12 protein-coding genes are annotated in these 12546 nt (G+C 62.7%); 7 read left to right on the top strand and 5 right to left on the bottom strand.

All coding sequences use genetic code 11. From position 1 onward, the window contains the following. Positions 1-174 precede the first annotated feature (174 nt). Positions 175-1362, bottom strand: a complete 1188-nt coding sequence (locus RO009_18935) for a TAXI family TRAP transporter solute-binding subunit (protein MDT3687108.1) — start codon at positions 1360-1362, stop codon at positions 175-177. Between the two features lie 1251 nt (positions 1363-2613). Here RO009_18935 and thrS point away from each other — a divergent pair. After that, complete coding sequence (gene thrS, locus RO009_18940; protein MDT3687109.1) at positions 2614-4584, top strand: threonine--tRNA ligase; 1971 nt, start codon at positions 2614-2616, stop codon at positions 4582-4584. Here thrS and RO009_18945 read toward each other — a convergent pair whose 3' ends face one another. Both RO009_18945 and RO009_18950 read right to left on the bottom strand, forming a co-directional pair. Continuing rightward, positions 4585-4926, bottom strand: a complete 342-nt coding sequence (locus RO009_18945; protein MDT3687110.1) for a cytochrome c — start codon at positions 4924-4926, stop codon at positions 4585-4587. Positions 4927-5119: 193 nt separating this feature from the next. Next, complete coding sequence (locus RO009_18950; protein MDT3687111.1) at positions 5120-6163, bottom strand: hypothetical protein; 1044 nt, start codon at positions 6161-6163, stop codon at positions 5120-5122. 84 nt (positions 6164-6247) lie between these two features. Between RO009_18950 and RO009_18955 the strand changes: the two genes are divergently transcribed. The 3 genes from RO009_18955 (at position 6248) to RO009_18965 (ending at position 8507) form a co-directional block, all read left to right on the top strand. Next, positions 6248-6817, top strand: a complete 570-nt coding sequence (locus tag RO009_18955) for a nitroreductase (protein ID MDT3687112.1) — start codon at positions 6248-6250, stop codon at positions 6815-6817. A 6-nt stretch (positions 6818-6823) separates the two neighbouring features. Next, complete coding sequence (locus RO009_18960) at positions 6824-7426, top strand: flavin reductase family protein (protein ID MDT3687113.1); 603 nt, start codon at positions 6824-6826, stop codon at positions 7424-7426. A 79-nt stretch (positions 7427-7505) separates the two neighbouring features. Beyond that, a complete protein-coding gene (locus RO009_18965) occupies positions 7506-8507 on the top strand; it encodes a patatin-like phospholipase family protein (protein MDT3687114.1) in 1002 nt (333 codons plus the stop codon). A 6-nt stretch (positions 8508-8513) separates the two neighbouring features. Here the strand turns inward: RO009_18965 and RO009_18970 are convergent, their stop codons facing one another. Together RO009_18970 and RO009_18975 are read right to left on the bottom strand one after the other, a co-directional pair. Then, positions 8514-8945 (bottom strand): CBS domain-containing protein, encoded by a 432-nt coding sequence (locus tag RO009_18970; GenBank protein MDT3687115.1) that lies wholly within the window; start codon positions 8943-8945, stop codon positions 8514-8516. Positions 8946-9087: 142 nt separating this feature from the next. Continuing rightward, entirely contained in the window at positions 9088-9831 is a 744-nt protein-coding gene (locus RO009_18975; protein ID MDT3687116.1) for a rhomboid family intramembrane serine protease, read from the bottom strand. Positions 9832-10229: 398 nt separating this feature from the next. On the opposite strand from RO009_18975, the gene RO009_18980 reads away from it, so the two are divergent. The 3 genes from RO009_18980 (at position 10230) to RO009_18990 (ending at position 12529) form a co-directional block, all read left to right on the top strand. Beyond that, positions 10230-10811 carry a PAS domain-containing protein gene (locus RO009_18980; protein ID MDT3687117.1) on the top strand — a complete coding sequence of 194 codons (582 nt, stop codon included), beginning with the start codon at positions 10230-10232 and terminating at the stop codon, positions 10809-10811. Positions 10812-10913: 102 nt separating this feature from the next. Further along, complete coding sequence (locus tag RO009_18985; protein ID MDT3687118.1) at positions 10914-11546, top strand: PilZ domain-containing protein; 633 nt, start codon at positions 10914-10916, stop codon at positions 11544-11546. A gap of 329 nt (positions 11547-11875) precedes the next feature. Beyond that, on the top strand, positions 11876-12529 hold the full coding sequence (locus RO009_18990; protein ID MDT3687119.1) for a transglutaminase-like cysteine peptidase: 654 nt from the start codon (positions 11876-11878) through the stop codon (positions 12527-12529). Positions 12530-12546: the final 17 nt, after the last annotated feature.

The raw sequence follows: 12546 nt of genomic DNA on the forward strand, positions 1-12546 counted from the left end.
AGGTGGGAACAAACGGAATGTTTTCTGCGGTACGCCATTCATCCTCGTTCGCCCAGCGCGGTCGCGCGGCATCTGCTTGTCCGCGATCTCTCTCACGGTATTTGTCAATCGGAGCGTTCATCGTCCCCTCCCTATCGGTGTTTCTCGGTCCGGCCAGTCGAAGAGACGCTGCCGCTATTTCCTCCCTCGTGCTTCGCTCCATTTCAGGAAATCCTGAAACAATTGATCGCGCTGCTCCTCCGTCATTGCAGCCGGCCTTGCGCCGGTTCTCGCCGCTGTGAATTTCTCGAACTGCATGCGCTGCGTGTCGGCCTGCGCCTTGGCGCGCGAGAGCCAGGCCTCTGCAGGTTCAAAACGCTTCCAGCCGGGCAAAGTGGCGGCGAGGTTTGCCTCCTTCCATTTCGGATGGCGCGGCGCCTTCTGGAATTCGGCGAGCTGCGGGAAAAAGCGCTCGACGAATTTCTCCAGCCGCTTGTAGCGGTCTGTGCCCTTCGGCCAGTTATACGCAATCAGCACCGCGCCGACCGCAACCGTTTCCACCTGCGCCTGCGGATCGATCAGATTGGGATAGTCGACTGAACGCAGCGTTGCCGGCAGATAGTCGTTATGCAACGCTTTCGTATAAGGCACCGGCAGAAGGCGGAAGCCATCCGCACCCTTGAGCTTCGACATGGAGCCGGTTGGCTTGCCCGCAATCAGGATGGTCGCCGCAATCTCTCCGCGCTTGATCGCTTCGAATGCGTCGCCCTGGCCCATATTGACCTCGATCGGCGTGATACCGAGCCGGTTGAAAATATCGCGCGTCGAGAGCTGGGTTCCCGAACCGACATCGCTGAAATTGACCTTCTTGCCGTGCAGTTGCTCGATCGATGTGATGCCGGATTGCTCGGCAACGATCAGATGCAGTTCTTCGTTGAACAACTTGGCAATGTAGACGATCTTGTGATCGATATTGCCGAGCTCATTCGATTTGCGGAAAAGGCCAAGCAGCGGCGACTGGGTGATCCCGAGATCAATTCCCTTCAGGAAGCGCACATCCCGGATATTTTGGCCTCCGCCTTTGCCGATGACGGGCAGGACGCGAAACGAGTTGCCGTCATCGAGCACGGCGGAGAGATCGTAGGCAATCGACAGATAGGTTCCGTTCAGATTGCCGGAGACGATTGAAACCGTGTTGTTGTTGATCTCCTCGCCGATCGAAACGCGATCGTCGTCTCCCGGCGCCTTTGGTTGCACGACATTGCCGGAGCCGCGGCCCGCGGCTGCTGCGGAATAATCGTCGGCAATCGCGAAAAGCCCAATTGTCGCGAGGCAAAAGAAAACTCTCACCCAGCGCATGCGCCGGGAGCACACGTTACTCATCAGAACAATCCTCCCTCAGCGGTTCGTCGCCGCGCCAAAGCGAGCCGCTGCCTGCCGTCGTCTTGAACTGACGATCACGTTGTTTTGTGTGAGGAGAATAGTGTGATCAATTTTGACCGCGGCGTGGCGAAACATATCGCGGCTGTTAGGTATCAACATGCAGCAAAACGGTAACATTTTGCGACCGAGCGAAAATTCCGCCACCGCAGCTTGCAATATCACGGCGGCAATGTGGCGCAGCGGCCGTCGTCCGGCTCTGCACGGCACCGGCATAGTTTGCATGGGGACCCGTTACGCAACCATTTGAGATTGGCCGGCTCGCGCCCCACTCTGGCGGATGGTCTGGTGCGACCCTCTAGCAAAATGGTACGGCTTCACGCGCCTGCGTTATCAGAGCCTCATCCGCAACGCTCTGCATTTGCAGGGGCTGTGAATCTGTGCCGCGCCATCATCCTCGGCGTCTGGGTCGACCGCGGTCGGCAACACATGCCGGCCGCACGGCCTGGAAAGCCGGCCCGGCCATACCGGCCCCGGACGCCAGCTCGCAAATCAGCGAAATGGCCCGCTTCGCAAACCTGTCTTTTGTCTATTGACAATATTCCTAGATAGGACTATAAGCATATCACCTCGTCCGCTGAGGGGCGCTCTCATGAGGCGTCATGGAAGCGGGACGAAGGGGAGGGCGCCGCTGGAGATGCGGCGGTGCGGCTCCCCTGGACGGCGCCCGGTAATTCCGGGCCTCGGCCGGTGCGGCGCCCGCGGGCGAGCCTCGCAAGCTCGCACTCGGGCTATGCCGGGGCTCCGCCCGAGGCCACTGATGGGCCTCCGCCAGGAGCTGGCTGCCGTGGGCCCACACTGGATCACCCACCAAGCGCGGCCCGGCATCGTAGTGAAAACGCCGCGATGGCGCGTCGGACGACGCGGCGGTTCCGGAAACGGGATCGCACACTGAAAAAGGAAGGTTGCGCCGCCCGGCGCGCCATCCCCCTCACTTATTGAAAGTGAGGGAAAGAGCAGGAAGGCGATCCCGGCGCCTCAAACAATACGGGCGATGAGTCACGTCAGCATTCCACGGACCGTCCCCGCGAACGCGGGGACCTATATCGGATGGCGGGGCCCCGCTTTCGCGGGGGCGCCACCAGCATGAGGCCCGTCAGTGCAAAACATTGCGCATTAAAAATCCCCTGCTATATCCCTCACCTTTCCCGCTTACCTGCGCTCGTTCGCAGGAGTGAGCCACAGGAGACTTGAATGGTTGCCCTCACCTTCCCCGACGGCGCGCGCCGCGAATTCCCCGACAACATCACAGGCTTCGACATCGCCAAGGGCATCTCGCCCTCGCTCTTGAAGCGCACCGTGGCGATGGCGCTCGACGGCGTGGTCGCCGACCTGTCCGATCCGATCACGCGCGACGCCAGGATCGAATTCCTGACCCGCGAAGACCCGCGCGCGCTCGAGCTGATCCGCCATGACGCCGCGCATGTGCTCGCGGAAGCGGTGCAGTCACTTTGGCCCGGCACCCAGGTGACCATCGGCCCGGTGATCGAGAACGGCTTCTATTACGACTTCTTCCGCAACGAGCCATTCACGACGGAAGACCTGCCCGTCATCGAGAAGAAGATGCGCGAGATCATCGCGCGCGATGCGCCCTTCACCAAGGAAGTCTGGTCGCGCGAAAAGACCAAGGACGTCTTCCGCGACAAGGGCGAGATGTTCAAGGTCGAACTGGTCGACGCCATTCCCGGCAACGAGCCGATCAAGATCTACAAGCAGGGCGAATGGTTCGATCTCTGCCGCGGCCCGCACATGACCTCTACGGCCAAGATCGGCAGCGCCTTCAAGCTGATGAAAGTCGCGGGCGCCTATTGGCGCGGCGATTCCAGGAACCCGATGCTGACGCGCATCTACGGCACCGCTTTTGCCAAGCAGGAAGAGCTCGACGCCTATCTGCATCAGATGGAGGAAGCCGAGAAGCGCGACCATCGCCGGCTCGGCCGCGAACTCGATCTCTTTCATTTCCAGGAGGAAGGTCCCGGCACCGTGTTCTGGCACGCCAAGGGCTGGACGATGTTCCAGACCATCATCGCGTATATGCGGCGGCGGCTGGCCGGCGACTATGATGAGGTGAACGCCCCGCAACTGCTCGACAAGTCGCTGTGGGAGACCTCCGGCCACTGGGGCTGGTTCCGCGAGAACATGTTCCAGGCGACATCCGCTGGCGACGACACCGATGACGAACGTGTCTACGCCATCAAGCCGATGAACTGCCCGGGCCATATCCAGATCTTCAAGCATGGGCTGCGGTCGTATCGCGAATTGCCGCTGCGTCTTGCCGAGTTCGGCGTCGTGCATCGCTACGAGCCGTCCGGTGCGCTGCATGGCCTGATGCGCGTGCGCGGCTTCACGCAGGACGACGCGCATGTCTTCTGCACTGAGGACCAGCTCGCCGACGAGTGCCTGAAGATCAACGACCTGATCCTGTCGACCTATTCGGATTTCGGCTTCGAGGGCGACCTGACGGTGAAGCTCTCGACGCGGCCGGAACAGCGCGTCGGTTCGGACGCTGCGTGGGATCACGCCGAAAGCGTCATGCAGGATGTGCTCAAGCGCATCGCTGCGAGCAACAATCGGATCAAGACGGCGATCAATCCCGGCGAAGGCGCATTCTACGGACCGAAATTCGAATACGTGCTGCGCGACGCCATCGGCCGCGACTGGCAATGTGGCACCACCCAGGTCGACTTCAACCTGCCGGAACGGTTCGGCGCGTTTTACATCGACGCTGACGGCTCGAAGAAACCGCCGGTAATGGTGCATCGCGCAATCTGCGGTTCGCTGGAACGTTTCACCGGCATCCTGCTCGAACATTATGCCGGCCACATGCCGCTGTGGCTTGCTCCGGTGCAGGGCGTGGTCGCGACCATCACGTCGGAGGGCGATGACTATGCCGCCGAGGTGCTGGCGGCGGCGCGCAAGGCGGGCCTGCGCGTGAACCTCGACCTGCGCAACGAGAAGATCAATTACAAGGTGCGCGAACACTCGCTCGCAAAGGTGCCCGCGTTGCTCGTCGTCGGCAGGAAGGAAGCCGCCGAGCGCACCGTGTCGATCCGTCGTCTGGGCAGCGAGGGGCAGAAGGTGATGCCGCTCGATGTCGCGCTGAAGATGCTGGTGGAAGAAGCAACCCCGCCGGACCTCAAGCGCGGGCAGAGGGAAGCGGCCTAGCTATTTGCGCATCTGTGCGATGTAGGCGGCAAGATCGGCCGCCTCTCGCCGGGTGAGCGCCAGGTTTGGCATCACCGGATGCGGATTTAGCAGAAACAGTGCGAGCTGGGCGGCGTTGAAGCGCGATCGCTTGGCGATCTCTGCAAAGGATGGCACCGCAGCAGACGCTTGGCGTTGCGTGGGCGTGACCAGATGGCAGCTTGCGCACCATTGCAGCGCAAGGCGCTCGCCATTCTTCGCATTGGGCTTCGGGTCGACGCCCGTCGTCGGTTCTGCGAATGCGACACCTACAAACAGGATTGCAAATACGTACTGCAGCAGCGGATTGGAGACACGGCGCATGGCGAATCCTGACCAACTTTCTGAAGGATACCGCATCGCCGGCGCGCCGTCAGAAGAAAATTGCCGCCGGCCGAAACGTTCGGAAAAAGTCGAAATAACGCCGAACGGCTGCGTTCCAACAGCCTGCAGCTAATTGACGGGCCAAAGTGAACCGGCCGTATTCAATTGCAATGCAGAATGCGCACTGCAGGGGTCAGCGCGCGACCACGGAGATTTCCGAATCCACGCCGGTGACCACCTTGAAGTCGTGCTGGAACGACTTGCCTTCGTTGCGTGCGATCACGCGATATTCGCCCTCGGCCAGAACCACCCGCGGAAATGCGCCGATCGATTCCTTGATCACGTCCCCGCCCGGCGTCAGCACCGACCATTGCGTGTTGGCGATGGCCTCGCCGCCCGCCTTCTCCACCAGCTTGAGGGTGATGACGGCGGCGCGATGCGTCACCGTCACGTCGGTGACCCTGCCGGTCTGCACGCGGATATCGGAGCGCACCACCGCATTGCCGTCGCCGTAATGCGAGACGATGTGATAGGTGCCTTCCGGCACCAGCATCACGTCGCCGGTGACGACATTCTGCGCCAGCGGCCGCTTGTCGCCCGGCTCGAACTGGCTGCCGCGATAGATGTCGTAATGAATCTGGCTGTTCGGGATTTTGACGTCGCCGACCTTGCCTTCGATGCGGATGCCGCCGGCGGGAATATCGAAGACCTCGCGCACGGTTTCGGCGCGCAGACGCACCACCTTGGTGGCCTGGGCATGACCGAAGGCGGCATGCACGACGTAATTGCCCGCGGGCAAGAGGAAGGTGGGCGCCGCTGTCTTCTCCTCGCGCACCATCTTGAACACGCCGGTATTGTCCGGCTTTTCCGGGAAGATGCGCCAGACCATGCCGCCGGTGATCGGCGGCAGATCGCGGCCGAAACGGGCGTTGAGATAGAGGGCGACCTGCCCGGCGGGGACCATCGGCGCCGCGCTCGGCAGCGGCGCAACCTGCGCCGGCATCGAGGGCGGGACCATCGAGGCCGACGGAGCGGCAATGCCGCCGCCCGGCGACATCAGACTGAGCCCCGGCGAGGTCGAAATCATGCCGCCCGGCCCCGGTCCGCCAGGCCCCTGCGGCGCCGGTCCACCGGTACTGAGCGCCCCCCGCTGGGCCATGGCCGTACCGCCGGTCAGCGCCAGAAGCGCCAGCGCAATCAGTCCGACATATTTTCCCGTCCCGGCCCTCGCCCGCATGCGGCCCTTCTCGACCGAAATCGCGGCGAATTCAAGCCTGCGGGGATTTTCCCCGGTCTCCCGTTATGGTAGCGGCCATTCCGCATGCAGAACGCCCTTGATCTCCTGAAAACCCGCCGTTCCGTGAAGCCGATCGAGATGACCGGCCCCGGCCCCTCGCCCACGGAAATCGAAACCCTCCTGACAATCGCCTCGCGCGTGCCCGACCACGGCAAGCTCACGCCCTGGCGATTCATCGTGTTCGAGGGAGCGCATCGCCTCGCAATCGGCGAGGCGCTTGCGGCGCTCTTTCAGGCCGACCACCCGGACGCCACGCCCGACCAGATCGAGTTCGAGCGCCAGCGCCTCGCGCGCGCGCCGCTGGTCATCGCCGTGGTCAGCCGCGCCGCCCCGCATTTGAAAATCCCGGAATGGGAGCAGCTCATGTCGGCAGGCGCCGCGGCGATGAATCTGGTCACCGCCGCGCATGCGCTCGGCTATGCGGCCGCCTGGCTGACCGAATGGTACGCCTACGACCGCCGCGTGCTTGAAAAGCTGGGTCTCTCATCAGCGGAGAAGATCGTCGGATTCATCCATATCGGCAAGCCAGTGCGCCCGCCGGAAGACCGGCCGCGCCCGCCCCTGTCCGACATTGTCACCCGCTTCGGTGCGTGACCTGCAATGTTCTACGAGACCCGCAAGAACGATCACGGCTTGCCGCATGACCCGTTCAAGGCGATCGTCGCGCCGCGGCCGATCGGCTGGATCAGCTCGGTGAACGCCAAAGGCGATATCAATCTCGCGCCCTATTCCTTCTTCAACGGCGTCGCCAGCCGCCCGCCGGTCGTCATGTTCGCCAGCGAAGGCCGCAAGGATTCCCTCGCCTTCATCGCGGAGACCGGCGAATTCGTCTGCAATCTCGCGACCTGGGATCTGCGCCACGCGATGAACGCGACGTCGGCGCCGCTGCCGCGCGGCTCAAATGAAATGGTGCATGCCGGCCTCGCGTCGGCGCCGTCGCGCCTGGTGCAACCGCCGCGCGTCGCCGCCTCGCCCTGTGCGCTGGAATGCAAGTTGCTGCAGATCGTACAATTGTCCGATGTCGACGGCCGCGCGCTCGACAACCATGTCGTCTTTGGGCAGGTCATCGGCGTTCACATCGACGACCGCTATATCGCCGACGGCCTGCTCGACAGCGCCGCCATGAAGCCAATCGCCCGCTGCGGTTACCATGACTATTCGGTCATGGAGAGCACCTTCAGCATGCGTCGTCCGCAAGGCTGACGAGCTGCAAAGCCTTCACCATGACGCCACATCGGCCTTGTAAGCTGGCCCCGGACGGGTCGATCATGATGCAAGGGAGATGAAGGTGCTGCAGGGCTTGATCCGGCGCGCGACCAATGGAGATCGCGCCGTCGAAGCGACCGCTGAAAAGAAAACGCCCAAGGCGAGCATCGGCCTCGCGCTGGGCGGCGGCGCGGCGCGCGGATTCGCGCATATCGGCATCCTGCGAACCCTGATGGCGCATGGCATTCAGCCCGATGTCGTGGTCGGCACGTCAATCGGCGCGGTCGCCGGCGGCTGCTTCATCGCCGGTAATCTCGACGCTTTTCAGGACTGGGCGCACAGCCTCACCAAACGCGGCGTGCTCAGCTATCTCGATGTCAGTCTCGGCGGCTCCGGTCTCATCAGCGGTGGTCGCCTCACCGCGCGGCTGGAAGCGACCATCGGTGACTTGCTGATCGAAGATTTGCCGGCGCGCTTTGCCTCGATCGCCACCGAGCTCGGCACCGGCCATGAAATCTGGCTGACACGCGGCCGCCTCGTCGACGCAATGCACGCCTCCTACGCCCTGCCTGGCATTTTCACACCGGTGCGACTCGGCGGACGCTGGCTGGTCGACGGCGCTCTGGTCAATCCGGTGCCGGTGTCGGCGGCGCGCGCGCTCGGCGCCCGCATGGTGATCGCCGTCAACCTGAATTCGGAGCTGACAAGCCGCGGTGCCACCATTTCCAGTCACGGTCCCGACGCCGACGACGAGGCTGCGCTGAAGCAATTGCGCGAACAGGCGGAAGCGAGCGGCCTGTCGATCTTCAATCCCGAGCGATTCATGAAGCGGCACTTCCTCAACGCCGCACGCGGCCCGAACATTTCGAGCGTGATGGTGGACGCCTTCAACATCATGCAGGACCGCGTGACCCGCGCGCGGCTCGCCGGCGACCCGCCGGACGTGCTGATCAACCCGCGACTCGGCAAGATCGGCTTGTTCGATTTTCACCGCGCGAAGGAAACCACCGAGATCGGCACGCATGCGGCCGAACGTGCGATCGCCGACATCAAGGATGCGATTGCGACGCTGACGTGAAGATGCTCACGCCGTCTGGATGTAGTCGCGCATCGCGTTGTGCTCTTGCTCCATTTCCATCACGCGCATCTTGACGACGTCGCCGATGGAAATGATACCGACCATGCGATCGTCTTCCACCACCGGGATGTGACGGAATTTTCCGCCCGTCATGCGCTCCATCAGGCCGGAAATGGTTTCCGCGCAGGTGCAGGTCACCACTTTGCGAGTCATGAAGTCGGTCAATGGAAGGGAGAGCGCCTGCGTCCCGTGCTCTGCCAGCGCGCGCACAATGTCGCGCTCGGAAACAATACCGACAATGCGTTGTCCTGCGCCGGTCACCACGACGGCGCCGATGCGACGCTCGGCCAGGAGTTTGCTCGCCTCCGCCAATGTCGCTGTCGGATCGATCGTGACGACGTTGCTGCCTTTGGTTGCCAGTATTGTTTTGACAATCATCTCTGCCGCCTCCCTGCTGCGCGATCTCTGTCGCGCGTCGAAGCGCCGGCCGGCGACGCCGGCAAGCAGCGCTGAAGTTCACTTAGACATAAGTCTAAGGCTTCAATTTGTCATTGGAGAGACAGCCCGCATTTGAGGCGATTTAGAGCGGGCGCGCAGGATCGTTTTGCACCGCAACAGAGCGACGGACCGGATCAAAGAAACCGAACAGCAGAAGCCCGACGAGGAATCCGCCGACATGCGCCTGCCAGGCCACCGGTTGGTCGTTGCCAAGAAGCGGAACCGAGCCCAGACCGAACAGCAGGTTCAAGCCGAACCATACGCCCAGGAAGACCAGGACACGCACATCGCGCAAAGCCGTGAATAACGGGACTGCCGGCAGATGCATGTTGCCGCGCCATTGCATGCCGCCGCCGGGCTGGAAGGCAAACCGCATCGCCGCCGCCATCGCGCCGGAGATGATGGCGGAGGCGCCCACCATCGGCTGCACCTGTCCGGGATGAGTGAGCAAATGCGCAACAGCACCGGCGGCCGCGGTGACGGCGCAAAAAAGAACAAAGCGCAATACGCCGAATCTGCGCGCCAGCGGCGTGCCGAAAGCCAGGAGCCAGATGGCGTTGAAACCAAGATGGGTCAGGTCGGCATGGATCAGCGCGTAGGTGGCAAATGTCCAGATGTCGGCTGCGAGCCCGCCGGGCAGCGGGATGAAAGAGCCCTCGTATCGCGCGGGAATAAACGCAAAGAGTAGAAGCACCTCGAGATCGGCGCTGCGCGACAGAAGCGCACGCAAACCATGCACGAGCGCCATTACTGCCAGCACGGCGGTCACAACCGGCGGCACATTCAGCATTGGCTGGCGGGGAGAGGCCGGAAAAGGCTCAGACATGCCGGCCATAGGTCGCGCGCCGGTGGCCGCCTTGCAAGAGACTGAAACAAAAAAACAGGGGAGGACAAAAATGAGGGGAGGACTCGCGTCCTCCCCTTGAGCCATCTTCAGGACGTCAGCCCTTGCGAGCCATCACGTCCCCACTCTCCCCTCGGCTCTAAAGTCGCACCGCCGCCCGGAGCCACCTGACGGCGAAAACTTGGATCGGGGACAGGCTAGGCGAGGAACGGGCGGCTGCCAACGTCAACCTCCCGTTAACCTAAACAAGCGGGCGGCCTGTCCCGCTCTGCGGCGCAGAAAACGGCATGCAGTCTGCTCTGCCTGCAGGGACCGGAACGGCAAGCCATCGGAGTGTCCCGCTCCGGGACAACTCAGGCGTCGACGAGACAGGACCGAAGATGAAACTCGCTTCGACCAGGGACGTGTTTTCACATTGGGACAAATGCCGCGGCGTCCGGCAGGCCCCCGCGCGAGAGGATATCGAGCCCGGCGCCATCCGGCGGGCGCTTGGCGATGTCTTCATGCTCGATCTCGATGCCGGCTACGGCCATCCCTTCCGACTGGCCGGGACGCGGATTTGCGCCCTGTTTGGCCGCGAACTCAAAGCCACCGGCTTCTTCCCGCTCTGGTCGGATGTCGAACCGATCCGCGACCTGGTGAAAACCCTAACCGATGACGCCAGCGGCGCCGTCGCTCGCGTCACCGGCCGCAATGCCGACGGCGACATTGTGGGACTCGAATTGCTGCTTTTGCCGCTGGCGCATCGCGGCCGCCTGCCCGCCCGGTTTCTGGGATCGCTGGCGCCGATGGACATGCCGTGGTGGCTGAACGCCAAGCCGCTGACCGGATTGCGGCTTGAAACCCTGCGCTTTGTCGGCGGTGCGAGCGATGCCTACGACGCGCCGCGCCTGACAACCGGTCTGCCGCGCCCGCTGCAGCGTCCGACGCTGGTGGTGTATGAAGGCGGCCGCGCCCGCTAATTCACAAGCGGAATACGGCTAACGGGACATTAAGACTGCTTGCATAGCGTCGACGCGGCGCGTGTCTCGCACGCGAAATCTTCCCGGGCGTCAACCGCGTTCATGACATTGCTGCACACCGATCTGCCCCAAGGCACCGCGCGCATCCTGCCCCACAGCCAGGAGCGGCGCCGGTTCCAGCGCGTCGATGTCAATCTGCTCGGCCGCTACATGCTGGCGAACAGGCAGGAATATCCCTGCCAGGTGGTGGACATGTCGCCCGGCGGCATGGCCCTGATCGCGCCGGTGTCCGCCCAGGTCGGCGAGCGGGTCATCGCCTATATCGACCATGTCGGACGGCTGGAGGGCGTCTGTGCCCGCCTGTTTGAGAACGGCTTCGCGATGACCATCGCGGCCACCTTGCGCAAGCGCGACAAGCTCGCCGCTCAGCTCACCTGGCTCGCCAACCGGCATCTGCTGGCGCAGCCAGAAGACCGCCGCCACGGCCGCTTTGTCCCGAAAAACCCAATGACCATGCTGGTGCTGCCGAACGGTGTGAATGTTGGCTGCCGGCTGATCGACCTGTCGCTGTCCGGCGCCGGCGTCGCCACCCAGCACCGTCCAGCCATCGGCGCGCTGGTGACCCTTGGCAAGGTGCAAGGCCGCGTGGTGCGCCACCTCGAGGAGGGTTTTGCAGTCGAGTTCACCCGGCTGCAACATCCGGACTTCTTGGAAGAAAGCGTCACCAGCGGGTAAACGCCGGCCGCGGCTCAATCCCTTCAACTTGCCTCGAACGCGCGGCGAAGCCGTGGTTCCCGCGCGTCTTCACCCGCAAATTTTGTCGTTAATGGCGCCTGCGCAACGGTGCCGCGCGCCCGATAATACCGCGCTTGCGCGGGTTAATAGCTAAAGTTTGAATCAAATTCGGTTCTTCTGCATTTTACTCAATTTATCCGACAATTCGCAGCGTATTCGTCGCAACCTTTACTTGGTTTCTCTTCAAATCCACTTTGCGAGATTAGCGGCAAACCAAAGCATTTGTGGGAATTGTGGCTCCAACGACAGGGAACAGGGCCAACAAACCCATGCAGTATTCAGAAAGAATACTTGAGGCAGGAACAAAATGTGGCAAATGCGCGATTGGCGCCGTTGCCGCTTTCGGCATCTGGGCGATACTCGGCCTGTCAGCGCAGGCCAACGAACGCCCGCTGTTTGTTTCAATGGGTGAGAGTTCCCGCGCCCCGATTGGCTGGGTGGAATTCTGCTCCGACCAGCCCCAGGAATGCGCCGGACGGCGAACCGCGGCCCGCGACGTCGTGCTCACCACCAAGGCCTGGAAAGATCTGGCGCGCGTTAACAAATGGGTGAACGAGACCATCAGGCCGGTGACAGACTTGGAACAATGGGGCGTCGTCGAAAAATGGTCCTACCCAGACACTGGACGTGGCGATTGTGAAGACTATGTCTTGCTCAAGCGCCGGATGTTGATCCAGGCTGGCTGGCCGCGCGAAGCGCTGCTGATCACTGTAGTCCGCGAGCGGAATGGCGATGGACACGCCGTGCTTACAGTGAAGACCGACAAGGGTGAATTCATCCTCGACAATCAGAACGAGGAGATTCTCCTCTGGTCGGCCACGAATTATCGCTTCGTCAAACGCCAGTCACAGCAGGATCCGAATGTCTGGGTGGCGCTTGGCGATCCGCGCCCGACGATTGCGACGGCAACATCTTCGCGTTGAGGGAGTTAGAGCTACAC

The organism is Pseudorhodoplanes sp. (assembly GCA_032027085.1).
Classification (GTDB): Bacteria; Pseudomonadota; Alphaproteobacteria; order Rhizobiales; family Xanthobacteraceae; genus Pseudorhodoplanes.

What these genes read in the sequence shown, in the direction of transcription:
- RO009_18990 (MDT3687119.1), top strand. Translation starts at nt 11,876, where the DNA reads ATGCAGTATTCAGAAAGAATACTTGAGGCAGGAACAAAATGTGGCAAA.
- RO009_18985 (MDT3687118.1), top strand. Translation starts at nt 10,914, where the DNA reads ATGACATTGCTGCACACCGATCTGCCCCAAGGCACCGCGCGCATCCTG.
- RO009_18965 (MDT3687114.1), top strand. Translation starts at nt 7,506, where the DNA reads ATGAAGGTGCTGCAGGGCTTGATCCGGCGCGCGACCAATGGAGATCGC.
- RO009_18950 (MDT3687111.1), bottom strand. Translation starts at nt 6,163, where the DNA reads ATGCGGGCGAGGGCCGGGACGGGAAAATATGTCGGACTGATTGCGCTG.
- RO009_18955 (MDT3687112.1), top strand. Translation starts at nt 6,248, where the DNA reads ATGCAGAACGCCCTTGATCTCCTGAAAACCCGCCGTTCCGTGAAGCCG.
- RO009_18970 (MDT3687115.1), bottom strand. Translation starts at nt 8,945, where the DNA reads ATGATTGTCAAAACAATACTGGCAACCAAAGGCAGCAACGTCGTCACG.
- thrS (MDT3687109.1), top strand. Translation starts at nt 2,614, where the DNA reads ATGGTTGCCCTCACCTTCCCCGACGGCGCGCGCCGCGAATTCCCCGAC.
- RO009_18945 (MDT3687110.1), bottom strand. Translation starts at nt 4,926, where the DNA reads ATGCGCCGTGTCTCCAATCCGCTGCTGCAGTACGTATTTGCAATCCTG.
- RO009_18960 (MDT3687113.1), top strand. Translation starts at nt 6,824, where the DNA reads ATGTTCTACGAGACCCGCAAGAACGATCACGGCTTGCCGCATGACCCG.
- RO009_18975 (MDT3687116.1), bottom strand. Translation starts at nt 9,831, where the DNA reads ATGTCTGAGCCTTTTCCGGCCTCTCCCCGCCAGCCAATGCTGAATGTG.
- RO009_18980 (MDT3687117.1), top strand. Translation starts at nt 10,230, where the DNA reads ATGAAACTCGCTTCGACCAGGGACGTGTTTTCACATTGGGACAAATGC.
- RO009_18935 (MDT3687108.1), bottom strand. Translation starts at nt 1,362, where the DNA reads ATGAGTAACGTGTGCTCCCGGCGCATGCGCTGGGTGAGAGTTTTCTTT.